Origin of the sequence: Mobilicoccus pelagius NBRC 104925, assembly GCF_000247995.1 — a bacterium.
GTDB lineage: Bacteria > Actinomycetota > Actinomycetes > Actinomycetales > Dermatophilaceae > Mobilicoccus > Mobilicoccus pelagius.
The window spans coordinates 46,849-71,355 of the sequence record NZ_BAFE01000056.1 but is presented as its reverse complement, the minus strand read 5'-3'; the positions used below and the strand labels follow the sequence as shown (position 1 = coordinate 71,355).

Here is a 24,507-nt window from a genome sequence, read left to right as displayed (position 1 = left end):
GAGAAGCGATGCGCGTCCCCGAGCCCCGAGGGCCTGTGAGCAGTGCCGTCGCCGAACGACTGCGCGGAGCAGGCGCGGCGGCATGGCCGACCGTGCCCGACGCGGTACTCGACGACGAGGACTGTCAGCTCGCGCTGTGGATGCTCTTCGAGCTCCACTTCCGCGGGTTCGACGACGCGGACACCGACCTCGAGTGGGATCCCGACCTCATCGCGCTGCGGGGTGATCTCGAGGCCCGCATGGAAGCCGAGCTGCGCGCGGCGACGCGGGGGGTCGTCGACGGTGCGCCGGATTCCGGCGACCTCGCCGAGGACCTCTTCGCGTTCATCGGCGCCGACGACGCCCCCTCGGTCGCGTCCTACCTCCATCGGCACGCGACGGCGGAGCAGGTGCGCGAGTACTTGCGCGACAAGAGCGTCTACGCCCTCAAGGAGTCCGACGCGCACTCGTTCGTCCTCGGGCGGCTCGACGGGCCGGCCAAGGCGGCGCTCGCCGAGATCCAATACGACGAGTACGGCAGCGGACGCCCGGAATCGCTCCACTCGACGCTGTACGCGCAGACGCTCGAGGCGGCCGGTCTCGACCCCACCTACGGGGCCTACCTGCACGAGATGCCGGTCGAGACGTTGGCCGTGAACAACCTCCACCCGCTCCTCGCGATGCGTCGCCGTCTCCGGGGTGCGTCGATGGGGCAGATGGCGACGTTCGAGGCGACGAGTTCGTCGCCCTGCCGACGCATCGCCGCGGGCATCGAACGGGTCGGGCTCCCCGCGGAGGCCGCGGTGTACTTCCACGAGCACGTCGAGGCCGACGCCGTCCACGAACAGGTGGCGCTGCGTGACGTGTGCGCCGGTCTCGTCCAGGCCGATCCGTCGCTGCGGGAGGACGTCCTCTTCGGCGCCGCCGCGTGCCTCCACCTCGACGGGGTGTGGGCCCGGCGGATCCTGGCCCGGTGGGGCGCGCTCCCTGCGTTCGCGTCCACGACGTCCGTGCAGGTCGCGTCGTGAGGGCGCCGCGGGAGGTGAGCGTGCGGGTCACCCCGAACGGTCCGCTGCTCGTGCGGGGCGCCGAGACCATCCGCGACGAGGAGGGTGTGGCGCACGAGACGACCCGCCCGGTCGTCGCCGTGTGCGCGTGCGGGAAGTCGGGCCGCAAGCCGTGGTGCGACGGGACTCACAAGGTGGTGCGACGTGGACGAGCGTGAGGCGACGCCGAACGTGGAGACCATGCGGTTCGGGCCGCTCACGATCTCCTCCGATCCGCGGGTGCTTCGTCCGCGGGAGTGGACGCTGACTCAGTCCGAGTGGGCCGCAGACCTGCTCGTCGATGCCCCCGAGGGGGACGTGCTCGAGTTGTGCACCGGGGCCGGGCAGATCGGGCTCGCGGCGCTGACCCTCGCCGAGGACGGACGACGGCTCGTCGCCGTCGACGCCGACCCCGTCGCCGTCGGTTTCGCCCGCGCCAACGCCCACACCGCCGGACTCGCCGACCGCGTCGAGGTGCGGCAGGGGGAGTTGGGCGAGGCCCTCGAGGAGTGGGAGTCGTTCGCGCTCGTCGTCGCCGACCCGCCCTGGGTGCAGGCCGACGAGGTCGACACCTTCCCCGAGGATCCGACCTTCGCGATCGACGGCGGCGAGGACGGTCTCGCAGTCGCCCGCGAGTGCGTCCGCGTCGTCGAGGCGCATCTCGCGCCGGGAGGTTCGGCGATCCTCCAGCTCGGCGACGCCGACCAGGCCGACACGCTGCGGAGCGAACTCGACGAGGCATCTCCGCTGCGGTTCGGTGAGGTGCGCAGGTTCGAGCGAGGGGCTCTCGTGCGGATCGATCGCCCCGCCCGCTGATCGCCCGGCGTCGTGTCGGCCGGATCTCGTCACCGGGACCGGTGTCGCGTCGTCAGTGCGTGTCGAGGGGGAGGAGGAGCCGCCGGAGGGAGTCGGCGAGGGCTCTGCGTCCGTCCGCGTCGAAACCGGAGAGCATCGTCTCCTCGTGCGTGACGAGCGTCCGCATCGCGCCGTCGACGGCGTCCGCGCCCGGCGGCAGGAGGCGCACCTTGACGCTGCGACGGTCGGTCGGGTCGGGGCGTCGCTCGACCAGGCCGCGCGCGGCGAGGCGGTCGATGCGGTTCGTCGTCGTGCCGCTCGTCGACAGCGTCTGCTGGACGAGGGTGCCGGGGGAGAGCTCGTACGGGTCGCCCGCGCGGCGCAAGGCGGAGAGGACGTCGAACTCCCACCCCTCGAGGCCGTGCGCCGAGAACGACTCGGCACGGGCCCGTTCGAGGTGGCGGGCGAGGCGCGTCACCCGGGAGAGGACCTGCATCGGGGCGACGTCGAGCTCGGGCAGTTCACGGCCCCAGGCGGCGACGATGCGGTCGACCTCGTCGCCGGGGGAGGGATCGACCGGTCGCACTGCACGCCCTCCCTCGTCGCCCGCCATGGTGGGTGCAGTCTACGGCCGCGCCGCGGTCGACACCGGGACGATGCGGCGGGCCCGCGAGCGGCGTCTCAGCGGTTCGTCCGCAGCGAGGGGTTCGCCTCCATGCCGGCGAGGCCGTTCCAGGCGAGGTTGACGAGGTGGGAGGCGACCTCCTCCTTGGCGAACGTCGGGGAGTCCAGCCACCACTGCCCGGTGAGGGCCACCATGCCGACGAGCATCTGGGCGTAGATCGGCGCCGACGCCGCGTCGAGCCCCCGCGAGGTGAACTCGGCGCCGAGGATGTGCTCGACCTGGCTCGCGACGTCGCTGATGAGGGAGGCGAACGAGCCGGTCGACTGTCCGGTGGGGGAGTCGCGCACGAGGATGCGGAACCCCTCGCTCGAGTTCTCCACGTAGTCGAGGAGGGCGAGCGCCGCGCCTTCGAGGAGGGCACGGGCGTGGGCGCGTCCCTCGAGAGCGCCGGTGATCGCGTCGAGGAGCGTCTGGATCTCCCGGTCGACGACGACGGCGTACAGCCCCTCCTTGCCGCCGAAGTGCTCGTAGACGACGGGCTTGGACACCCCCGCGCGTGCGGCGATCTCCTCGACCGTCGTTCCCTCGAACCCGTTGTCGGCGAACACGGTCCGGCCCACGGCGACGAGTTGCTCGCGGCGCTCGCGTCCCGTCATGCGGGTGCGTCCGCCGGTGCTCCTGGTCATGCCCACTCCTCGTTCGATCCTGCACGGCGTCGTGCATGGACGGGTGCCTCGTAGGGCGCGCCCGCGGTGACGCCGTGCCCCCATGATGCCGTGCCGACCTCGAAGGCCGTGGCGTGGAGTCGCGGACGGAGCGCGTCGACTAACCTGGACGCACGGACGAGCCGCCCACGAGGCCGGCCGCCCACCCTCCCCGGTTGGTCTGTTGGCAGGGCCCGCCTGACTTTGAATCAGGACAAGCGACGTAGGTTCGATTCCTACCCGGGGAACCGAACGGGCCCCTCGGCCCGGCGGATCCGGTCGCCCGAGGGGGGACCGGACGCGGTCCGTGCCGGGCCGCCGACGCCGCTGGGTAGCATGACCAGCGTCGCCGGGTCCGCCGGCGGCGTAGCTGACGAGCACGTATGGGAGAAGTACGTGAGTCCCACTCGACCCGCCGCCGCCGCCGTCGTCGTCCTCGCCGCAGGTGCCGGCACCCGCATGAAGTCGGAGCTGCCGAAGGTCCTCCACCCCCTCGCCGGGCGGTCCCTCCTCGGGCACGCGCTCACCGCGGCCCGGGCCTGCGACCCCGAGCATCTCGTCGTCGTCGTCCGTCACCAGCGTGACGCCGTCGCCGCCCACATCGAGGAGATCTGTCCCGGCACCCTCGTCGCCGACCAGGATGAGGTGCCCGGCACCGGCCGTGCCACCGAGTGCGGCCTCGACCTGCTCCCCGCCGACCTCGCCGGCACCGTCCTCGTCACGTACGGGGACGTGCCGATGCTCACCGGCGACACCCTCCGCGCCGTCGTCGCGATGCACGAGGACGGCGGCCACGGCGTCACCGTCATGACGGCGAACGTCGACGACCCCACCGGTTACGGCCGCATCCTCCGCGACGAGGCGGGCGACGTCACCGGCATCGTCGAGCAGAAGGACGCCTCGGCCGAGCAGCAGGCGATCACCGAGATCAACTCGGGCATCTACGCCTTCGACGGCGCGCTCCTCCGCGAGTCGCTCGCCGAGGTCGGCACCGACAACGCGCAGGGCGAGAAGTACCTCACCGACGTCCTCGCCATCGCCCGCAGCCGTGGCCGCCGCGTGGCCGCCTACGTGTGTGACGACCTGTGGCAGACCGAGGGCGTCAACGACCGCGTCCAGCTCGCCCGCATGGGCGCCGAGATGAACCGCCGCATCCTCGACCGGTGGATGCGCGAGGGTGTCACCGTCGTCGACGTCTCCTCGACGTGGATCGACTCCGAGGTCACCCTCGGTCGCGACTGCCGCCTCCTGCCCGGCACGCAGATCCTCGGCGCGAGCACCATCGGCGCGAACGTCGAGATCGGCCCCGACACCACCCTCGCCGACGTCGAGGTCGCCGACGGCGCCGTCGTCGTCCGCACCCACGCCCACCTCGCCGTCATCGGCGCGAGCGCCCACGTCGGGCCGTTCGTCTCCCTCCGCCCCGGGTCGACCGTCGACGCCGCCGCCACCGTGGCGCCCTTCACCGACCTCACCGCCACCACGACCGCCACCCCCACGGAGGCCTGAACATGACCGGCATCAAACGCACCACCGAGAAGAACCTCATGGTGCTCTCCGGACGAGCCCATCCGGCGCTCGCCGAGGAGGTCGCCTCGGGTCTCGGCATCCCCCTCGTCCCCACGACCGCCTACGAGTTCGCGAACAGCGAGATCTACGTGCGGTTCGAGGAGTCGGTGCGCGGCTCCGACGCGTTCGTCATCCAGAGCCACACCGCCCCCATCAACGAGTGGGTGATGGAGCACCTCATCATGGTCGACGCGCTCAAGCGGGCCTCCGCCAAGCGCATCACCGTCGTGCTCCCCTTCTACGGGTACGCCCGCCAGGACAAGAAGCACCGCGGCCGCGAACCGATCTCCGCCCGTCTCATGGCCGACCTGTTCAAGGCGGCCGGTGCGGACCGCCTCATCTGCGTCGACCTCCACACCGCCCAGATCCAGGGCTTCTTCGACGGCCCCGTCGACCACCTCCAGGCGCTGCCGATCCTCTCGGACTACGTCGCCGAGCACTACGGCGACGAGGAGCTCGCGATCGTCTCTCCGGACGCCGGCCGCATCAAGGTCGCCGAGCAGTGGAGCAAGCGTCTCGACGACGCGCCGCTCGCGTTCATCCACAAGACGCGCGACATCAACCGGCCCAACCAGAGCAAGGCCAACCGCGTCGTCGGTGAGGTGCAGGGCAAGACGTGCATCCTCGTCGACGACATGATCGACTCCGGCGGCACGATCTGCCAGGCCGTCGAGGCGCTCATGGCGGCCGGCGCGAACAGCGTCGTCATCGCCGCGACCCACCCGATCTTCTCCGGCGAGGCCGTCGAGAAGCTGCGGGGCTCCTCGGCACGGGAGGTCATCGTCACGAACACCCTCCCCATCCCCGAGGAGAAGCGGTTCGACAAGCTCATCGTCCTCTCCATCGCCCCGCTCATCAGCCAGGCGATCCACGAGGTCTTCGAGGACGGCTCGGTGACGAGCCTGTTCGACCTCAACCGCTGAGCCACCGCCGCGCGGTACGACGCCGCCTCTCTCCGCCGGGGAGGGGCGGCGTCGGCGTTCCGGAGGCCAGTCCATGCCGGGCACGGTCTCGGCGCTCGGCAGGTTCCGTGCCGGGATTTCGCCGAGCCGGGGGCTCGTCGGTAGCATGGCGGGGTTGCCTCGGCGAGGGCCGTGCCACGATCGGGATCCTGCATCGCGTGAGCGATGCGGACGCTGCATCGGACACGCGCCGTGATCGACGCGGCGGCGCTCCGCGAATCGCGTGTGCCGTCCCCGTCGTGCCGTGACCCGCGTCGAGGCCGCCGTCCGACTCAACTGCATCGCGCGCAGGCGCGATCCACGACTTCGAGGAGACCGACGTGGCCGACCAGCCGCAGATTCCCGCTTCGCTCCGCACCGAGTTCGGCAAGGGCGCCGCCCGCCGCATCCGCCGCGACGACAAGATCCCCGCCGTGCTCTACGGCTCCGGCACCGACCCGGTGCACCTCACCCTCCCGGGCCACGAGACGATGCTCGCCACCAAGGTGGACAACGCGCTCCTGGAGCTCGACATCGAGGGCAGCAAGCAGCTCGCGCTCGTCAAGGACGTCCAGCGCGACCCGATCAAGCCGATCATCGAGCACGTCGACCTCGTCGTCGTCAAGCGTGGCGAGAAGGTCACCGTCGAGGTCGCCGTCACCGTCACCGGTGAGGCCGCCCCCGAGACCGTCGTCACGACCGAGAACAACACCCTCGAGATCGAGGCCGTCGCCACGAACATCCCCGAGGTCCTCGAGGTCTCCGTCGAGGGTGCCGAGGCCGGCACGCAGATCCTCGCCGCGCAGGTCGAAATGCCCGAGGGTTCCACCCTCGCCAGCGACCCGGAGCTGCTCGTCGTCAACGTCACGCAGGCCCTTTCCGAGCAGGCGCTCGAGGCCGAGCTCGAGGCCGCCGAGGCCGAGGCCGGCATCGAGAAGGACGAGTCCGACGAGGAGTCCGGGGGCGCCGCCGAGGGCGGATCCGAGGGTGCCTCAGAGGAGTCCTCCGACAGCGAGTGACGCCGTGGGATGATCCCCACCGCGCCGCAGACGTCTGCGACGAGCGGGCCCGTTCCCTTTCGGGGAGCGGGCCCGCTCGCGTGCGCGTGGGGCCCTTCCGGAGGGAGGTGGCGCGTTGACGGGGGCGGACACCGCGGGCGCACAGGCCGGTTCGTCGCCACGGGCGTCCCCGAGGTCGACCCGTACGGACGAGATGGACGGTCGTCCTGGACGCCGGTACTGTAGGCGTGATCGGCAGAGCCATCGCGCTCCGGGGGAGCCGTTCTTCGTCGAGTAGGGCACCACTTTCATGACTCTCACTCCACGGCGTGCAGACCATGCGCCGTCGTCGTCCCGCCTGCGCGCCCGTCGGCCGAGGCAGGTCCAGCGACTCACCCTCCCGCCGCCGACGGATCCTTTCGCGCCGTCGCTCGCGCCTGTCGCCGAACGCCGTCGCCGTGACTCGTGGGTGGCGCAGTACGTCCGCCGTCTCCTCCTCGCCGACTTCCTCCTCGGGGTCCTCGCGTCGGCGCTCGCCGCCGGTGCGCGGTTCCTCTTCGACCCGCCCGTCCCCATGGAGCTGCTCTCGCTCGTGCTCCCGTTCGCGTGGGTTCTCGCGGTCTCCCTCGGCGACGGCTACGAGGGCCGTTTCGTCGGCCAGTCCGGGCCGGAGGAGTACCGGGCGGTGTGGCGCGGGGTCCTCTACCTCTTCGCCGGTCTGTCGATCGTCTCCTTCACGGGTGAGCTGCGCCTCTCGCGGGCGTACGTCCTCATCGCGCTCGTCGTCCTCGCCACGGGTGGGTTCGTCGTGCGCAAGGTGATGCGGACCGCCCTCGCCCGATGCCGGGCCCGCGGCTCCTCTGTGCAGCGCACGCTCCTCGTGGGGCGTGCCGACTCCGTCGCGGCCCTCGCGGCGAGCATGGCCGCGGACTCGTCGCTCGGTCTTCGCCCCGTGGCTGCGTGTGCCGTGGACCTCGACGGACGCCCCCTCGAGCCCGAGGCGATCCTCGCCGGGGTGCCCGTCGTCGGAACGCCCCGCGAGGCGGTGAGCGCGGTCGACCTCGTCGGCATCGACACCGTCGCCGTCGCTTCGCACCCCGACCTCGCCGGGGCCGCGCTCCGCCGGCTCACGTGGGCGCTCGAGGAGCGCGGGGTCGACCTCGTCGTGAGCCCCGGGCTGCTCGACGTCGCCGGCCCGCGCATGTCGATCCGTCCGTCGACCGACCTCTCCCTCCTCCACGTCGAACGGCCCGCGGCACTCGGGCGGAGCGTCCTCGCCAAGGCGATCGTCGACCGTGTGGTCGCCGCTCTCCTCCTCTTGGTGTTCTCCCCGGTCTTCCTCGTCGTCGCCCTGCTCGTCAAGCTCGACGACCGGGGCCCGGTGTTCTACCGGCAGGAGCGCGTCGGGGTGCGCGGCGAGCTGTTCGGCATGGTGAAGTTCCGCTCGATGCGGGTGGGGGCCGACGCGATGATCGCCGCCCTACAGGCGGAGAGCGACGGCGACGGGGTCCTTTTCAAGATGCGGGAGGACCCACGCATCACGCGTGTCGGCATGGTCCTGCGCCGGTACTCGATCGACGAGCTTCCCCAGCTCGTCAACGTCGTCCGCGGTGAGATGTCCCTCGTCGGCCCGCGGCCGCCGCTCCCGCGCGAGGTGCTCGAGTACGAGTCCGACGCGATCCGGCGACTCCACGTGCGCCCCGGTATGACGGGCCTGTGGCAGGTCAGCGGCCGCAGCGATCTCAGCTGGGAGGACTCGCTACGCCTCGACCTGCGCTACGTCGACAACTGGTCCCTGGTCACCGACCTGCAGATCCTCCTCCGCACGGTCCGCGCCGTCCTCGGCCACCGCGGCGCCTACTGAAGGGCCGCGCACCCCCTCGGCTCCGGTGTCGCGCGTGAGCATGTGCCCGCGTCGCGACGGGATTCGGGGGCGGACGGCGGCGGATCGTAGGCTTCCCGCATGGACACGTGGCTGCTGGTCGGGCTGGGCAACCCGGGACCGTCGTACGCGGGCAACCGCCACAACGTGGGGGCGATGGTCGTCGACGAACTCGTGCGTCGGGGCGGGACGTCGCTCTCCCGGCACAAGACACGGGCCCAGGTGGCCGAGTTCCGCCTCGGCGTGATGCCGGGCGGTGCTCCTGGGCCCAAGGTGGTCGCCGCGGTGCCGCTGTCGTACATGAACGAGTCGGGCGGGCCGGTGAGTGCGCTCGCGCAGTACTTCTCCGTGCCGCCGGAGCGACTCGTCGTCATCCACGACGAGTTGGACATCCCCTTCGACGAGGTGCGCCTCAAGCGCGGTGGCGGGGAGGGCGGCCACAACGGCCTACGGTCGATCACGAAGAGCATCGGCACGAAGGAGTACACGAGGGTCCGCGTCGGCATCGGCCGCCCGCCGGGCCGCATGGACCCGGCCGATCACGTCTTGCGCAACTTCTCCGCCACGGAGCGCAAGGTCCTGCCGCTCCTCCTCGACACCGCCGCGGATGCCGCGGAGGCCGTCGTCATCGAGGGTCTGACGGCCGCACAGCAGCGATTCCACTCCTGATTTCCGGCCCCTCCACGGCGTGCCCGTTTGGTCCGAAGCGACCTGCACGGTTGGCCGATTCCGTTGGGGTCTGTAACAATTCGACATACGCGGGTGCGGGCGCCGGGGTCTTTGGCGCCCACGACGGGGTGGCTGTGGGGGGCCTTCGTCTCGTCTCCGGGCACCGCGGCGCGGACGTGATCGACGCCCGCGCCACGTCCACGGGAAGCCCGCCCCCAGTCTGTCGAAGGGATCCTCAGGTGACGTCCGAGCCGCGTGTGCGCCCACAGCGAGTCCGCCACGGAAAGCGCCCCGACCGCGTGTCGGTACCCCCGAGCGATCTGCCGTTCGCCCCGACGCTGGGATCGACGGCCGTGCGCACGCCGTCCACGCCGGCGTGGGTGCGCGCATACCTCGTCCGGCTCGTCGCGTGCGACGTCGTCGTCGGTGTCATCGCCGCCGTCCTCGCCTCCATACTCCGGTTCGGGCAGGAGGTGCGGTGGCAGTACCTGGTCGTCAGCTTCCTCATCCCGCCGATGTGGCTGCTCGCCCTCGGACTGTCCAACGCGTACGAACGTCGCTACCTCGGCGTGACGGTCGAGGAGTACCGCGCGGTGACGCGGGCCGTCATCGGCGTGCTCGCCGTGCTCGCCGTGGCGGCGTTCGCGCTCAACGTGCTCCTCGCGCGCCTCTACGTCCTCATCCTCCTGCCGGTCCTCCTCGTCGGTGGCCTGCTCGTCCGGTTCGTCATGCGGCGGTGGCTCACCGCGCGCCGCCTGCAGGGCGACCTCATGCAGCGCACCGTCGTCGTCGGTCGTGCCGACGCGGTCGCCTCCCTCGTGCGGAGCATCAAGGCCGAACCGACCCAGGGGCTGCTGCCCGTCGCCGTGTGCGCGTCCAGCCTCGACGGCGACTGGAACACGGCCCCGGCGATCGAGGGCGTCTCCGTCGCGGGGCGTCCGCGTGACGCCGTCGCCGTCGCCGACCGCATGGGCGCCGAGATCGTCGCCGTCGCCTCCCACCCCGACCTCGCCGGCAAGGCCCTCCGCCGACTCGCGTGGGCGCTCGAGGAACGGGGTATCGACCTCATCGTCAGCCCCGGCCTCCTCGACGTCGCCGGGCCGCGCCTGTCGATCCGTCCGTCGTCCAACCTGTCGCTGCTGCACATCGAGCGGCCCGCGGCGGGACCTCGCAGCGTCGTCCTCAAGCAGGTGATGGACCGCACCCTCGCCGCGCTCCTCGTCCTCGCCCTCTCCCCGCTGCTGCTCGTCACGGCGCTCGCCATCAAGCTCACGGACAACGGCCCCGTGTTCTTCATGCAGAAGCGCGTCGGCATCCGCGGCGAGGTCTTCGAGATCTTCAAGTTCCGCACGATGGTCGTCGACGCGGAGGCACACCTCGCGGCACTCCAGGCCCGCAACGACGGCAACGGCGTCCTCTTCAAGATGCAGAACGACCCGCGCGTGACGAAGGTCGGCGCGATCCTACGGCGGTACTCCATCGACGAACTGCCCCAGCTGTTCAACGTCATCAACGGCGACATGTCTCTCGTCGGCCCCCGTCCGCCGCTCCCCGCCGAGGTCGAGCAGTACGAGCCCGACGCCCTTCGCCGCCTCCATGTCCGCCCCGGCATGACCGGCCTCTGGCAGGTCAGCGGCCGCAGCGACCTCAGCTGGGAGGAGTCCCTCCGCCTCGACCTCCGCTACGTCGACAACTGGTCCCCCATAGGCGACCTCCGCATCCTCCTCCGCACCTTCCAGGCCGTCGTCCGGGGGTCCGGGGCGTACTGAGCAGGCTCGACGTCTGCGCCTCGTCGGCCCCTCGACGTCACATCGCGGACCGGGCTGGTTGAATGCGGGGGACGCCCGTGCGGTGCAGGGAGCACGGACGGAAGGGCGAGGGGGAGCACGATGGGCGAGGGACGACACGCACGATCGGTCGAGGCTGCGGCACGGTTGCGCCTCCTCGTGCCCGGTGGAGCGCACACGTACGCCAAGGGGCCCGACCAGTACCCGCTCGACTGTGCGCCGATCATGGCGCGAGGCAAGGGCGCCCGGGTGTGGGACGTCGACGGCAACGAGTACGTCGAGTACGGCTCGGGTCTGCGGTCCGTCATCCTCGGGCACGCCCACCCCGTCGTCACCGAGGCGGTGTGTCGGGCGATCCAGGACGGGACGAACTTCGTCCGCCCGGCGATGCTCGAGCTGCAGGCGGCGGAGGCGTTCCTCGACGCAGTACCGACCATGGAGATGGTGAAATTCGCCAAGAACGGTTCCGACGTGACGACGGCGGCGGTCAAGCTCGCCCGCGCGTTCACGGGACGCGACGTCGTCGCGATCTGCACCGATCAGCCCTTCTTCTCCACCGACGACTGGTTCATCGGCACCACTCCGATGGATGCGGGCATCCCGCACGAGATCCGCGAGATGACGCTGGGGTTCCCGTACGGCGATCTCGATGCCGTCCGTGCCCTCTTCGAGGCACACCCCGACCGCATCGCGTGCCTCGTCCTCGAGGCGGAGTCGGGAGCGCTCGTTCCCCCGCCCGGCTACCTGCGCGATCTCGTCGATGTCGCCCACGAGCACGGCGCTCTCGTCGTCTGTGACGAGATGATCACCGGTTTCCGGTGGGCGTTGGAGGGGGCACACGCCCTCGCGGGAGCGGTCCCCGATCTGTGCACGTTCGGGAAGGGCATCGGCAACGGGTTCGCCGTCTCCGCGCTCGCCGGGCGCCGCGACGTCATGGAGCTCGGCGGCCTCGACGCGGACGCCGACCGGGTGTTCCTCCTGTCGACGACGCACGGCGCCGAGTCCGCCGGGCTCGCCGCCCTCATGGCGACGATCGAGGCGCACCGCGCGGAGGGCGTCTCCGAGCGGCTCTCGGCGAACGGCCGAATGCTCCGTGAGGCCCTCACGCCCGTCATCGCGGAGGCCGGTCTCGAGGAGCACCTCAAGATCCTCGGCCGCGACTGCAACCTCGTCTTCGCCACCCTCGACGGCGATCACCTTCCCTCGCAGCCGTTCCGCACGTTGTTCATGCGGCAGCTCATCCTCCACGGCGTCGTCGGCCCGTCGTTCGTCGTGAGCGCCGCGCTCACCGAGGAGGACATCGCGCGGACCGTCGACGCCGTCCGTGCGGCTGCACCCGTCTACGCCGCCGCCCTCGACCGCAGCGACGCGGGACCGGACCTCGGGGGGCCCTCGGTCAAACCCGTCTTCCGGCGTCGCGCCTGAACGCGCTCTGCGGCGTTGGACTTGCCCGGTGGCACGACCGGGGGTGACGATGTGGCCGCCGCCTGCGCTGAGGTGGTGTCGTCCTGGACGGGAGTGAACACATGCTGGGAGGACGCCGTGCCGCCGTCCGAACAGCGCTGCCCCCGTCGGTGATCCTTCGGGCGAGGTCAGCGCGTCGCGTGCTCACCGCCAGGTCCGACCCGTGGCTCACGCGGGGGTTGGGGCGGGCCGAGGCGCACGGGGTGCGCATGCGGCCCCTGGAACGCCGCCATGCCGACTCGTGGGGGGCGGCCATGCGGGCCAACTACCAGCGGATGAGCCCGTGGTGGTCATTGAACGAGGGCGAGATGGTGCGTACCACCGACCGCATCGCGTTCATGTCGCACTTCGTGGAGTGGGAGCGCCGACGCCGCGCGAGCGTCGGGATCTGCATGGTCTTCGTGGGGCCGGATGAGTCTGTCGTGGGCGAGGTTCAAGTGTGGCATGTGCGTCACGGGGGCCGCACTTGTGAGATCGGGTTGTGGTTGGCGCCCGATCAGCCGCCAGGGGTCACCCGTGGGGCCGGGGGCTGCCTGGGGCAGATGCTGGACCGCATGTTCGAGGTTCTCGACCTGGGGCGGGTGGATGCGCCGGTCGCGGCGGCGAACCCGCTGCCGCGAGCGTTCCTCGACATCGGCGGGTTCTGTCTCGACGCGCGGATCCCGCAGTGGCGTGAGTTGCACGGGGAACTCGTCGACTACGACCTGTTCGGTCTCACTCCGGAGCGGTGGCAGGAGCGTCGGCCGGTCACGTGGCGTGTCCTCGGTCCGTGGGGTTCCGTCGACGTCTGAGGCTACGGGGCGTCCTCGGCTCCGACTCGACCGGGGGCCGACCGGTCCGACGCGGTTCGACCCGACGCGTGCGGGTCGATCGGACATGTGCCGTCCGCACACCCGCAGACCGTGCGTGGCGGGGCGCCGATGGCTCAGTGACGGACGTGGACGCGCGGCAAGGGGATGACGAACGTCGTGTCGAGACCGGAGCCGCGCAGTTGTGCGACGACCTCCTCGGCGATGTCCCACGTGAGGACGACGACCTCGTCGGGGGCGCGTTCGACGAGCTCCTTCGGCGAGACGATCGGCACGGCGGCGCCTGGGATGCGACGTCCCTGCTTGGCGGGGGAGAGATCGGCCGTGTACGGCAGGAGGTCGGGGCCGATGCCCGCCGCACCGAGCAGCGTGCACGACTTCGAGCCGGCACCGTAGGCCGCGACGGATCGCCCGGCCGCCTTCGCCTCCCGCAGGTGGGTGACGAGGTCGGTGCGGACGACGTCCGTGAGGTCACGCAGGCGCGCGTAGCCCTCCGGCGTCGTCACCCCGGCGACGTCCTCGTCGGCGAGGATCTGTCGCACGGCCTCCGAGGGGGAGCCGCCTCGACGTGCGACGACGACGAGGCAGCCGCCGAACACGTCCTCGGGCCAGGCGTCGACGACGGTGAGACCGTGACGTTCGCACGCCGCGGACCAGGCGTGCAGCGAGAAGTAGAGGGGATGCCCGTGGCGGACGGTGTCGAACTGTCCGCCGGTGAGCTGCCGCAAGGCGTGGTGGAACTCGATGACGAGCACCCCGTCCTCGCCGAGGGCGGCGACACGGTCGGCAAGGTCGGCGTCGGCCGTCTCCGAGTGGATGATCGACTGGTTGTCGATGACGACGTCGGCGTCGTTCTCGACGCTGCGGGCGCCGCGGTCGACCCAGGCGTCGATCCAGGATCCGCCGTGATGGCTGGAGAACTCGCGCACACGTGGGGGGTCGGGCAGGTCCACACGGCCGAGAATGCGGTCGGTGACCTCGCGGGCGTGGCGCTTCAGGGTCTCGCTCTCGACGGCGCGGGCGATTTCCTCCGGCGGCGAGACGTGGTCGAGCTGCACGAGGGTGCAGTCCCGGCAGATCGTGAGCGCGAGGGGCCACGTCGGGTCGGGCCCCGGGTCGTCGGCGGGCGGAAAGTGGTCGCAGGGCGGTTGGTCGCCGAGGTCGAGGACCCGGGTGAGGTGGCCGCCGCCGCACATGCGGCAGCTGGTGATCGGCTCGACGGGCTGCGACATGACATCTCCTGGGGTGTGGGTGCAGGGCGTCGTCCGCCCGCCCGGCGGGCGGCGGGGTGCTCGGCGCAGGCGTTCAGAACAGGGGTGCGCCGAGGACGGCCTTCTCGCACCGGAACGCCTCGGCGTACCGGTGGCGGCACTCCATGCCGCGGAGGCGGGCGAGGGCGGAGAACGTCTCGGCGTCCCACCAGTCCTTCTCGTGCTGGCTCACGTAGTGCTCGTTCATGATCCGCCACTTGGCCTCGACGGCGTCGGCCGTGAGTGGCTGGTAGACGTTCGGTCGCGAGGTGCCGAGGTCGCCGTCCCACTTGGGGATCTCGAAGGCGAGGACGAGGTGGTCGCGGAACGCCGTGGGTGCGAATTCACCGAGGAGGCGGTGGTCCTGGTGGGCGTCGTACCGCTGATGGGTGAGGACGACGTCCCACGGCTCGCGGGAGAGCTCGGCGAGGGCGTCCTTCACCCGGTCGTAGTCGACGGGAAGGCGGGTGTCCCGCAGGTCGTGGACGACGATCTCGACCTGCGCCGGCGCCACGAGTGCGGTGAGGCATGCGCGGGACTCGGCGGCGCGTTCCGGGGTCGAGGTGAGGATCACGCACGTGAACTCCGTGTCGGGCGCGGCCTGCGCCCACGTGTGGAGCGTCCCTCCGGCGCCGATCTCGATGTCGTCGCAGTGGGCACTCACGGCGAGTACTCGGCGGGGGCGACCCGATTCGGTGGGGGCGGCGATGAGCGGCAGCATGTCAGCGGCCTGAGAGGAGGGGGGTGTCGGGGACGGGCGGGGTCGTGTGGGGCATGTCGCTGTCGCCCCACAGCCGCCATGGCGCCTTCCCGCCGGCCGCGAGTTGTTCGAGGACGGTGCGTTCCTTGACCGTGTCGGCGGGCATCCAGAACCCGTCATAGGGGTAGGCCTTGACCTTTCCCTCGGCAGAGAGGCGGGTGAGGGTGTCGCCCACGAGATCGTGGCCCGGCTTCAGCTCGTCGAGGAGCTCACGGCGCATGACGAAGTACCCGCCGTTTTCCCTGATGGGCAGTTCAGACACCGACCGGATACCGCGAACCACGTTCCCGCCGTTGACGTCGATGATGTGGAACGCCGACTGCGGCGGCACGGCGAGCATCGTGGCGAGGGCATCGCCGGCGGCGAACTCGTCGATCATGGCATCGAGGGGCGCGTCGGTGAGGACGTCGGCGTAGTTCGCGAGGAACATCTCGTCGTCGCCGATGTAGTGCGCGACACGGCGGAGGCGTTCACCGATCGGCGTCTCCACGCCGGTGTGGGCGAAAGTGATCTTCCAGTCCTTGACGTCGGTGGTGAGGTAGTCGGTCTCACCCCGGTCGATGACGAAGTCGTTGCTGTAGGCCTCCTCGTATTCGAGGAAGTACCGGGCGATGTGCTTGGCGCCGAACCCCATCGCGAGGATGAACTCGTGGTGCCCGAAGTGGGCGTAGTAGCGCATGACGTGCCAGATGAGCGGCCGACTGCCGACCATCGCCATGGGCTTGGGGATGTCCTCGGCGCCCTCCCGCATGCGCATCCCGTACCCGCCGCAGAAGAGAACGACCTTCATCGGGTCTCACCGCCCGTGAGCGTCTCTGCGGGGTCGACGATCTCGAGAGCAGGAACGGCGAAGACGAGCTTGCCGCCCCAGGAGGAGACCGACGGGGCGAGCTGACGCGTGATCTCGTCGCGCAGATTCCACGGGAGGACGAGTACGTAGTCGGGCTTCGCCTCGTCGATCGCGGAGGGAGCATGCACGGGGATGCGGCTGCCGGGCAGGAACTTTCCGTGCTTGTGGGGGTTCATGTCGACGGTGAAGGAGAGTAGGTCGCGGGAGATTCCGCAGTGGTTGAGCATCGTGTTGCCCTTGCCGGGCGCGCCGTAGCCGACGACGGTCTTGCCCTGCTCCTGCGCGTCGAGGAGGAACCGCAGCAGATCACGCTTGACTGCGTGAACGCTCGCCTCGAAGCCGGTGAGCCCCTCGAGGTTGTGCAGGCCGGCGGACTCCTCGCGTTCGAGCAGCTCGCCGACGGCGGACGTGGGCTCGGCGGCGTGGTCGGCGTGCTGGGCGTAGACCCGCAACGAGCCGCCGTGGGTGGGGAGTTCCTCGACGTCGACGACGGCGAGGCCTCCCAGGGCGAGTGCCCGGCCGATGGTCTGCAGCGTGTAGTACTGGTAGTGCTCGTGGTAGATCGTGTCGTACTGCCGCAGGTCGATGAGCTTGGCGAGGTGAGGCACCTCGATCGTGAGTGTGCCGGTGTCGGCGAGGAGTTCGGCGAGGCCGCCGGTGAAGTCGTCGAGGTCGGGCACGTGGGCGTACACGTTGTTGGCGACGACGAGGTCGGCCTTCCCGTGACGTGCCGCGATGTCGCGCCCGGTTTCGCGTCCGAGGAAGCAGACCTCGGTCTCGATGCCCTTCTCCCGCGCCGCCTGCGCCGTGTTGGCCGTGGGCTCCACGCCGAGGCACCGGGTTCCGGCATCCTTGACGTGTTGCAGGAGGTAGCCGTCGTTGCTCGCCACCTCGACGACGAACGAGTCGCGCGTGAGGTTCAGCCGCTCCCGCATCATCTCGACGTAGCGACGTGCGTGCTCGATCCACGAGGTCGAGAACGAGCTGAAGTAGGGGTAGTCGTCGGTGAAGATCTCGTCGGCAGGCAGCACCTCGGGCAGCTGCACGAGCAGACACGCGTCACACACCCGCACGTGCAGCGGGTACGCCGTCTCGCCCTTGGTCACCGCCTCCGCATCCAGGATCGCCTCGCACGGCGGTGCCGACCCCAGGTCGACGAACGTCGTCGTCAACGGTGCGCCGCACACGCGGCAGTGTTCGTCCCACGATTCGTATGTCACGAAAAAAATCCCCCTGATCGGTGTGCGCAGCGCCCCCCGGGCCAGCGCCTTCCTGTCACGCGGGCCCCGTGGGAGCCGACGTGACGTCGCTCTCGATCATAGTCGGGCGTCCGACAAGTCAGCACTAGGCGGTCGACCGAATGAGGAGGGGCAGTCGGCAGCGCCGCCAGGATTCTGCTGGTTACAGTGCTGAGATGCGCGTCTTCATCGAACTGTCTCAGGACGTCGATGCCGCGTCGTGGGGGGAGAAGAACGCTCGGGGTCTTGCACCTGACGCCACCCCCTATGGGCTGCATCGGCTGGAGGATCACGGCCATCGGGTGCGTTTCGCCCCGCCTGTGCGTACGCCGTTCGTGCGGCGCCTGGGGGAGGTGACATCGGGTCGCCTGTGGGGCTTGCAACCCGTCCGCGCGACAGCGGCGGCGGTCGACGCAGCCCGGCCGAGCGCGGACGTCGTCCTGTGCATGGACGAACGGAACGGTGTCCCCGCGGCATTGTCACCGTCGTCGACCCCGGTGGTCACGGGGGTGGCCTGGCTCGAAGATCCGGCCGAGCTGTCCCCGGCGTATCGGGCCGTGGCGGCCCTCGCGTTGAAGCGTGCGTCGGCCGTGTTCGTCGAATGCTCCGCGATGATCGAGCCCCTCGTGCACGGCTTCGGCGTGCCCGCGGAGAAGATCCACTTCGTCACCCTCGGAATCGACGACGAACACTTCGCGCCGGCCGAGCAGCCTCCGATCCGCCAACGCGTGTTCTCGGTCGGCGACGACCGCATGCGGGACTACAGCACCCTGGTCGGGGCGCTGCACCGTGTCCACGAGCAGCGACCTGGGCTCACAGCCGAGGTCGCCACGACCCTCCCCGTCGAACTGCCGCAAAAGTGGGCGCACATCCATCGTCGCCGCATGGACCAGGAGGTCAAGGGCTGCTATCAACGGGCCGAGGTCGTCGCCCTCGCCCTCCGCCCCACTCGCCAGGGCTCCGGGCTGACCGTCATCCTCGAGGCCATGGCTTCCGGGCGGCCCGTCGTGGTCACCGACAACCCGGGCCTCTCGGACTACGTCGAACACGGCGTCACCGGTCTTCTCGTCCCGGCCAAGGATCCTGGCGCCATGGCCGACGCCATCGACGCACTTCTCGCCGATCCGGGCCGAGCCGCGGCGATGGGGCGTGAGGGGCGCCGGCGGGTAGAAGGTCATTTCACGACAGCGCACATGGCCGATGACCTCGCTTCGGTCCTGTGTGACGCAGTGAGGTGAGGTCGCGCGCTCGCCGGAGCCGGACGCCGTTACACCGAGGGGTCTTCCGGCGGTCCACTTCAGGACTCGTCCATACCTTCCTCGATAGGCGCCAATAGGGTTGCGACACCTATCCTCTCGCCAGCCGGCATGGCCGGGTCGTATCGGTCGCGAAGTCCGCCATGGGCTAGGTTGCCGTTCGGGCTGTCTCGTGGCCCGCCGACGAGCACGCAGAGAGGACTCTGAGGTGGACGCACCTTCGCCCACGGGTGGACCGCTCCGGATCGCGGTGGTCTGTGAGGGGGATCCCAGCGACCCGACGGAGTGGTCGGGCACCCCGTTCGGCATCGTCGGAGGACTGAATGCCCTGGGCGTCGACGTCGTCCCCGTCACAGGTGCCCCCAGCGGGCGCACCGCCGCTCTGTTCCGCGACGTGATCGCGGTTGCCGGGGTCCGGCCGGAGGGCATCCGATCATCTGGGATCGGCCGCGCCCTTCGCGTTGCGCGTGAGGTCGCACCTTTGACGGCCACCTACGGCAATCTCGGTACCGCGTGGGTCTGGGCTTCGCTGCGGCGTCGTGGGCCCGTCGACGGCGTCGTGCAGATCGGTTCGTCGTACGAGGTCCGCCACCCCCGGGTGGTGACGTTCGAGGACATGACGGTTCGCCAGGCCATCGACGAAGGGCAGTATCGCTGGGGAGTGATGAGTTCCCTGCAGATCGAGAAGCGGATCGCTCGTCAGCGTCGGGTATACGAGCATGCGGTGGCGGTGACCGTGGCCACGCCGTGGGCCGGCCGGTCCGTGGTGAGTGATTACGGGATTCCGTGTGGCAAGGTGGCCGCCGTCGGTTTCGGTCGAAACCACCACGTCGCCCCGGTAGAGCGTGAGTGGGGGAGTCCTCGGTTCCTGTTCGTGGGGGTGGACTGGGAGCGGAAGAACGGGGATGCCGTGGTCGCGGCGTTCAGGGAGGTGCGCAAGCTGCGCCCCGACGCCACTCTCGATCTCGTCGGCGGTCACCCGCCGGTCGACGAGTGCGGTGTCGTCGGTCATGGTCGACTGCGTCTCGACGACCCGACCGACGGCGAGGTGCTGGCAGGCCTCTTCGCCTCGAGTACCTGCCTCGTCATGCCGTCTCGTTTCGAAGCGGGTGGGATCGTCTACCTGGAGGCGGCAGCCGCGGGGTTACCCGTCATCGGAACGACCAAGGGCGGTGCACCCGACCTCATCGGCCCCGGTGGCTTCGTCGTCGACCCTCTCGATCAGGGGGCCCTCGTCACGGCGATGGTTCAGATGTGCGAGAAGGACATCGCCCGGGCGTTCGGCGCACGAGCCGCACAGAGGGTCGCTGCTTTTACGTGGGAGATGGTGGCCGCCCGCCTCCTTGACGCAATGGGTTTCGGGTTCGCCGAAGCGCAACCCGTCAGTTGGTGACATTCATGTTCGCGAGCCACGTGAGGAAGTACCAGGTATGAGAGAGACGGCCATCGTCGTCGTCAACTACGGCGACACCGGACTGCTGGAGCAGAACCTGGTTACTCTGGCGGAAAAGCGTCCGGATGTCGGGGTGGTGGTGGTGGACAACTACACCTCCCCAGCCAACGCCGCCGATGTCGACGCGATCTGTGCGCGGTATGGCTGGGGCGCCCACCTGAGTCCGACGAACCTGGGTTTTGGTGGGGGCATGAATGCCGGCGTGGAGCTCGCGATCGCGCGCGGGGCCACGCGGCTTCTTCTGCTGAATCCGGATGCCACGATGGATGAGGAGTCCTTGTCGAGGCTCGAGGCCCACGTCGACGCCGAGCCCATGGTCGCGGTGTCACCGCGGGTGCTCATGACTGCTGGGACGCCGTGGTTCGAAGGCGCGGGACTCGACGTGCGTGACGGCACGATGGTCGGCCCCGAACGGCTGGGGGAGCCAGACATCGAGCCTTGGCTCAGTGGAGCCTGTCTCATGTTGTCCGCGGTCCTGTGGCATCGGGTGGGCGGATTCGACGACTCGTACTTCTTGTACTGGGAGGACGTCGACCTTTCCCGGCGCATTCGCGAGGCCGGAGGGGGGCTCCGTGTGGTGGGGGACGCCGTCGCGGTGCACGACGAAGGCGCGACCCACGGGACAGGCGGTTCGCGTGCGAAATCGGACCTCTACTACTACTACAACGTCCGAAACAGGCTCAGGTATGCGCAGGTGCATCTGACCCCTGCAGCTCGTCGTCGATGGGTGGCCTCTTCCCCGGTCCAGGCTCGGGAGGTGCTCCTGCGGGGTGGCAGGCGGCAGTTCCTCGACTCGCGTTCAGGTCTCTGGGCCGCGGCCGCGGGTGTGCGTGACGGTCTCGCAGGACGATGGGGGCCGCGCGGGGGGCAGTCGCCGCGCCATGACGACGCCCTCGGTGGACGGGACGACAGGCCGTTGCGAGTGCTGATGACGTACATGCAGCCCCTCCCGTTTCACAATCCGTACGTCAAGATGCACGACCAGTCGCTGGAACGGACGGGGCAGGTCGAGGTGCTGCACTTCGACTGGCGCACTGCGTTGTCCGGTCGCTACGACGTCGTGCACTCGCACTGGCCAGAGGACATCTTCGCGGCGTCGTCGCCTCTCAAGGCTGCGGGTAAGCGTGTCGCCGCCGCGGCCTGGCTCGCAGTCCTTGCGGTCAAGAACATCCCCGTGGTGCAGACGGTGCACAACCTCGAGCTTCCGGACGACAAGGATCCGATCAAGAGAGCGATGCTGCGGCACATCCACGCGATCGCCGAGCACCGGATCCTCATCAGCGACACGACTCCGCCGCCGGACGGGCCGTACTCGGTCGTGCTTCACGGCCACTACGCAGACTGGTTCGCCGAGCATCCGAAGCCGGAGCCGATCCCCGGCCGGATCGCCTACGTGGGACTCGTGCGCCGTTACAAGAACGTCGAGGCGCTCGCCTCCGTCTTCACGGCGACGCGGGAATCGCACCCGGAGTGGTCGTTGGAGATCGCAGGAAATCCCTCGAATGACGACCTGGCCGAGGCTGTCGCTCGGATCCTCGAGGGCGACGAGCGTGCTCAGTTGCTACTGCGCTACCTGGAGGACACAGAGGTCGTGCGGGTCGTCACATCGGCGCAGTTGATCGTCCTCCCGTACAAGGAGATGCACAACTCCGGAACGGTGCTCACCGCTCTTTCGCTCGGACGCCCGGTGCTCGTTCCGGACAACGCCACCAATCGGGACATCGCAGCCGAGGTGAGGCCAGGGTGGGTTCACACGTTCAGCGGGGAGTTGACGGCTGCAGATCTGGAGTGGGCGATGATGGCGGTGGCCGATCAGCCCCGCAAGCCTGCCCCGGATCTCTCTCGGCGGGACTGGGAGGTCTCCGCGGCGGGGCACCTGGAGGCATTCCGGTCGGCTCTGCAGTCTAGGGGTGAACAATGATGGGGCGAGGTGAAGAACCTCTGCGGATTCTCTTCGACGGGTATTGGTGGGTGGACGGCCCCCCGTCCAACAGCCATGTGATGCGCGAGACCATCGCGGAGTGGCTCAGGCAGTTCCCTCAGGATCGCCTGGCCGTGGTGGTGCCGGAAAAGCATCGAGCGGCGGTCGCAGCCGAGTCAGCAGGCCGTTACGCTGTTCTGGGTACCCGTGTCTGGCCCCACGGCGCATCCAACATGACCGCGTTGTCCGAACTCGCGTTTCGGTGGGAACCGGACGTGGTCTACACGCAGAACTATTGCGTCCCGGTGGCCCCGCGGGGGACCTTGACCGTGGTGTTCCTGCACGACGTCCTTTTCCGTACGAACCCCGAGTGGTTCACCGTCGCCGAGCGACTGTACTTCTCTCCCATGCCTCGACTCGCACGGCGGGCAGACCTGGTCTTGACCTCAAGTGCCACCGAGGCCGGCCGCATCCGACGGGAGACGGGGGCCACGGACATCGTGCCCGTGGGCATCGGGATGAGTACCGAGCTGCAGGAGGCAGCACCGTCGCGCCCCGAGGCGATACCCGCGTGTAGCCCGTTCCTGCTGACCGTGGGGCGCCTGAACGTGCGGAAGAACCTCGGAGGTGTCATCGCGGCAGCGCTGACAAGCGGAGCGATCTCTCCTGCACGTCCGCTCGTGGTCGTCGGTGGCGCGGACGGCAAGGCCGAGGAGATGAGCCCGGAGGTGGACGCCGCGATGGCGTCGGGTGCCATCCGGTTCACGGGGCACGTCACGGATGGTGAGCTGGTGTGGCTCTACAAGCACACCGACCTTTTCCTTTTCCTGTCCCGGGGGGAGGGATACGGAATGCCCCCCGTGGAAGCCCGGTTCTTCGGGGCGCCTTGTCTGGTCAGTGACCTGGACGTCCTGCGAGAGATCCTTCCGGACGACATCGCGCGGGTCCACCCGGACGACGTCGACGCGGCCGCCAATGCCATCAGGGAACTGCTTGGCGACCAGAAGACACCGCGGGGGCTGATCGATCCGCCGTCGTGGTCCCAGACCGTGCGCACCACCCGAGAGGCGATCCTGGAGCGGCGGGGCAGGTAAGCATCACCCCTCCCAGCTGCGGTCCACCCGCCAGCGGGCGACACCGGGGCGCGCGTATTCGTCGAACACGAGATCCCAAGCGCCGAGTGCGATTCCGAGGCCGCGAAACGCGGTGTGCAGGCCGAGCCCGTAGGTGGCCTCGTCACGAGTCCCGAGCCCACGGAGGATTCGCGCACCTCCTCCCAGGACCCGCAGTACCCCCGCGCGGGTCTGACGGATCCTGTCACTCAGGTGAGGGCCGGACCCGTCGAAGCGGGTCCCGATCCTTCCGGTGATGACCCCATCGCCGACCGACCGCGTGAGGACCCAGCTGGGAGTCGTGCGTTGGAGTGGCACGGCCTCGTCCACGATGGCTTCCGGCTCCCAAGAGATGACGACGCCCCGTTTCACCATTGCGGTGGTGAACCAGCTGTCCTCTCCGCCCCGTGTCCCGATCTCGGGAAACGACAGGCCGTGGCGTCGTACCACATCGACATCGATCAGAAAGTTAGTGACCGCGCTGAGCGTCATCTTTGCGTCGCGAGGTAGATGAGACGCGTCATGGAACGGCCCCATTTCGATCCACGACGCCGTCCCGGGTGGGTAGACGGGGCGCGTCGGGCCCGCGACGGCGCCGGATCCTGTGCGCATCCAGGCGAGCAGGAGATAGCGGAGCCACATGGGGCGGGGCATCTGGTCGTCGTCGATGAACACCATGAGCTCACCCGACCGGGCTGCCTGGAGGCAGGCGTTCCTCGCAGCAGCCACTCCGGGAACGTCGGCGTGCACATACGTGACGGGCACGCTGCCTGTTGCTGCGTACCCCACGACCACAGAGCGCGCCCCCTCAGCCGGGTCGTTGTCCGCCACGACGATTCGGCTGCTGGGGGCGAGGTCTTCGATCTCACGTAAGTGGTCAGCGAGACAGGGGAGAAGAGCCTTGAGCTGGGCATTTCGACGGTAGGTCGGAACGGCGACGACGATCGACTTTTGCGGCGACCCAGATCGGCGCTCCGCGAGGCCCGCTGCTCGTCGGATACGTTCAATGACCTGTTCGATGTCGGCGCGTTCCCCCGGTGCCGGGATGGTGGGGACACGTCGGGCTCGCAGGACGGCTGAGAGTAGTCGTTCGCCGGGGGCCAGGACCGCGACGTCCGCTTGGGTCCTGAAGGCGGCACATGTCCGGCCCCCCAGAGAGCCGCCGAAAGCGCCCTCTCGCGCCCCCGGCATCGGCGTCACCACGTGCCCGTCCTCCGCGAGCCGTGTGGCCAGCAGACGCGGCCAGTCTTCGCCCCGGGCCTGCGCGGTGATGAGGACCTGGATGCCAGGGGACTCCACGAGAACTCCTGTCGAAGGGGATGGGCCGACCCAGGTTATCCGCGATGGATGAGGTGAGGGCGCGCGCGGCTATTGTTGGCGCGTTCAGTTCGGCGATCGT

22 protein-coding genes and 1 tRNA gene are annotated in these 24,507 nt (G+C 69.8%); 16 read left to right on the top strand and 7 right to left on the bottom strand.

What is annotated here, in order from left to right; genetic code table 11:
* Positions 1-35 precede the first annotated feature (35 nt).
* Genes MOPEL_RS08950 through MOPEL_RS08940 form a run of 3 tightly spaced genes read left to right on the top strand, consistent with a single transcriptional unit; the run spans position 36 to position 1,841 of the window.
* A complete protein-coding gene (locus MOPEL_RS08950) occupies positions 36-1,007 on the top strand; it encodes an iron-containing redox enzyme family protein (protein ID WP_169316298.1) in 972 nt (323 codons plus the stop codon).
* Positions 908-1,204 carry a CDGSH iron-sulfur domain-containing protein gene (locus tag MOPEL_RS18835; RefSeq protein ID WP_306305769.1) on the top strand — a complete coding sequence of 99 codons (297 nt, stop codon included), beginning with the start codon at positions 908-910 and terminating at the stop codon, positions 1,202-1,204. Before MOPEL_RS08950 ends, MOPEL_RS18835 begins: the two co-directional genes overlap by 100 nt.
* Positions 1,191-1,841, top strand: a complete 651-nt coding sequence (locus MOPEL_RS08940) for a methyltransferase (RefSeq protein WP_009482570.1) — start codon at positions 1,191-1,193, stop codon at positions 1,839-1,841. The genes MOPEL_RS18835 and MOPEL_RS08940 overlap by 14 nt, the downstream gene beginning before the upstream one ends.
* A gap of 52 nt (positions 1,842-1,893) precedes the next feature.
* Here MOPEL_RS08940 and MOPEL_RS08935 read toward each other — a convergent pair whose 3' ends face one another.
* Both MOPEL_RS08935 and MOPEL_RS08930 read right to left on the bottom strand, forming a co-directional pair.
* Positions 1,894-2,433, bottom strand: coding sequence for a MarR family winged helix-turn-helix transcriptional regulator (locus MOPEL_RS08935; RefSeq protein ID WP_051992272.1), 540 nt, complete (start codon positions 2,431-2,433; stop codon positions 1,894-1,896).
* A 68-nt stretch (positions 2,434-2,501) separates the two neighbouring features.
* Positions 2,502-3,131, bottom strand: coding sequence for a TetR/AcrR family transcriptional regulator (locus MOPEL_RS08930; protein ID WP_009482568.1), 630 nt, complete (start codon positions 3,129-3,131; stop codon positions 2,502-2,504).
* A 187-nt stretch (positions 3,132-3,318) separates the two neighbouring features.
* Here MOPEL_RS08930 and MOPEL_RS08925 point away from each other — a divergent pair.
* The 9 genes from MOPEL_RS08925 (at position 3,319) to MOPEL_RS08885 (ending at position 13,250) form a co-directional block, all read left to right on the top strand.
* A tRNA-Gln gene (locus MOPEL_RS08925) sits at positions 3,319-3,397 on the top strand.
* Between the two features lie 88 nt (positions 3,398-3,485).
* Positions 3,486-4,658 (top strand): bifunctional UDP-N-acetylglucosamine diphosphorylase/glucosamine-1-phosphate N-acetyltransferase GlmU, encoded by a 1,173-nt coding sequence (locus tag MOPEL_RS08920; protein WP_009482567.1) that lies wholly within the window; start codon positions 3,486-3,488, stop codon positions 4,656-4,658.
* A gap of 2 nt (positions 4,659-4,660) precedes the next feature.
* Positions 4,661-5,641: a ribose-phosphate diphosphokinase gene (locus MOPEL_RS08915; RefSeq protein WP_009482566.1), complete on the top strand. Its 981-nt coding sequence runs from the start codon at positions 4,661-4,663 to the stop codon at positions 5,639-5,641.
* Between the two features lie 359 nt (positions 5,642-6,000).
* The gene (locus MOPEL_RS08910) at positions 6,001-6,678 is read left to right on the top strand and encodes a 50S ribosomal protein L25/general stress protein Ctc (RefSeq protein ID WP_009482565.1); all 678 of its coding nucleotides are present in this window, start codon (positions 6,001-6,003) and stop codon (positions 6,676-6,678) included.
* Between the two features lie 448 nt (positions 6,679-7,126).
* Positions 7,127-8,521, top strand: coding sequence for a sugar transferase (locus tag MOPEL_RS08905; protein WP_009482564.1), 1,395 nt, complete (start codon positions 7,127-7,129; stop codon positions 8,519-8,521).
* 99 nt (positions 8,522-8,620) lie between these two features.
* Complete coding sequence (pth, locus tag MOPEL_RS08900; protein ID WP_009482563.1) at positions 8,621-9,208, top strand: aminoacyl-tRNA hydrolase; 588 nt, start codon at positions 8,621-8,623, stop codon at positions 9,206-9,208.
* A gap of 353 nt (positions 9,209-9,561) precedes the next feature.
* On the top strand, positions 9,562-10,977 hold the full coding sequence (locus MOPEL_RS08895) for a sugar transferase (protein ID WP_245544750.1): 1,416 nt from the start codon (positions 9,562-9,564) through the stop codon (positions 10,975-10,977).
* A 120-nt stretch (positions 10,978-11,097) separates the two neighbouring features.
* On the top strand, positions 11,098-12,420 hold the full coding sequence (locus MOPEL_RS08890; protein WP_009482561.1) for a glutamate-1-semialdehyde 2,1-aminomutase: 1,323 nt from the start codon (positions 11,098-11,100) through the stop codon (positions 12,418-12,420).
* Positions 12,421-12,599: 179 nt separating this feature from the next.
* Positions 12,600-13,250, top strand: coding sequence for a GNAT family N-acetyltransferase (locus MOPEL_RS08885; RefSeq protein WP_009482560.1), 651 nt, complete (start codon positions 12,600-12,602; stop codon positions 13,248-13,250).
* 134 nt (positions 13,251-13,384) lie between these two features.
* Here MOPEL_RS08885 and MOPEL_RS08880 read toward each other — a convergent pair whose 3' ends face one another.
* From MOPEL_RS08880 to MOPEL_RS08865, 4 genes are all read right to left on the bottom strand, one after another.
* Positions 13,385-14,500, bottom strand: a complete 1,116-nt coding sequence (locus MOPEL_RS08880) for a methyltransferase C-terminal domain-containing protein (protein ID WP_009482559.1) — start codon at positions 14,498-14,500, stop codon at positions 13,385-13,387.
* Between the two features lie 73 nt (positions 14,501-14,573).
* On the bottom strand, positions 14,574-15,239 hold the full coding sequence (locus tag MOPEL_RS08875) for a PIG-L deacetylase family protein (protein ID WP_009482558.1): 666 nt from the start codon (positions 15,237-15,239) through the stop codon (positions 14,574-14,576).
* Between the two features lies 1 nt (position 15,240).
* The gene (locus tag MOPEL_RS08870; protein WP_009482557.1) at positions 15,241-16,068 is read right to left on the bottom strand and encodes a sugar phosphate nucleotidyltransferase; all 828 of its coding nucleotides are present in this window, start codon (positions 16,066-16,068) and stop codon (positions 15,241-15,243) included.
* Positions 16,065-17,348: a class I SAM-dependent methyltransferase gene (locus tag MOPEL_RS08865; protein WP_009482556.1), complete on the bottom strand. Its 1,284-nt coding sequence runs from the start codon at positions 17,346-17,348 to the stop codon at positions 16,065-16,067. Before MOPEL_RS08865 ends, MOPEL_RS08870 begins: the two co-directional genes overlap by 4 nt.
* 527 nt (positions 17,349-17,875) lie before the next feature.
* Between MOPEL_RS08865 and MOPEL_RS08860 the strand changes: the two genes are divergently transcribed.
* The 4 genes from MOPEL_RS08860 to MOPEL_RS08840 all read left to right on the top strand — a co-directional run bounded on the left by MOPEL_RS08860 (position 17,876) and on the right by MOPEL_RS08840 (position 23,090).
* Complete coding sequence (locus MOPEL_RS08860; RefSeq protein WP_217994530.1) at positions 17,876-18,604, top strand: glycosyltransferase family 4 protein; 729 nt, start codon at positions 17,876-17,878, stop codon at positions 18,602-18,604.
* 226 nt (positions 18,605-18,830) lie between these two features.
* The gene (locus MOPEL_RS08855) at positions 18,831-20,015 is read left to right on the top strand and encodes a glycosyltransferase family 4 protein (protein ID WP_009482554.1); all 1,185 of its coding nucleotides are present in this window, start codon (positions 18,831-18,833) and stop codon (positions 20,013-20,015) included.
* Between the two features lie 37 nt (positions 20,016-20,052).
* Positions 20,053-21,996: a glycosyltransferase gene (locus MOPEL_RS16660; RefSeq protein WP_009482553.1), complete on the top strand. Its 1,944-nt coding sequence runs from the start codon at positions 20,053-20,055 to the stop codon at positions 21,994-21,996.
* A gap of 80 nt (positions 21,997-22,076) precedes the next feature.
* Positions 22,077-23,090 (top strand): glycosyltransferase family 4 protein, encoded by a 1,014-nt coding sequence (locus MOPEL_RS08840; protein WP_051992270.1) that lies wholly within the window; start codon positions 22,077-22,079, stop codon positions 23,088-23,090.
* Between the two features lie 3 nt (positions 23,091-23,093).
* On the opposite strand, the gene MOPEL_RS08835 is transcribed toward MOPEL_RS08840, so the two are convergent.
* The gene (locus tag MOPEL_RS08835; RefSeq protein ID WP_009482551.1) at positions 23,094-24,407 is read right to left on the bottom strand and encodes a glycosyltransferase family 2 protein; all 1,314 of its coding nucleotides are present in this window, start codon (positions 24,405-24,407) and stop codon (positions 23,094-23,096) included.
* Positions 24,408-24,507: the final 100 nt, after the last annotated feature.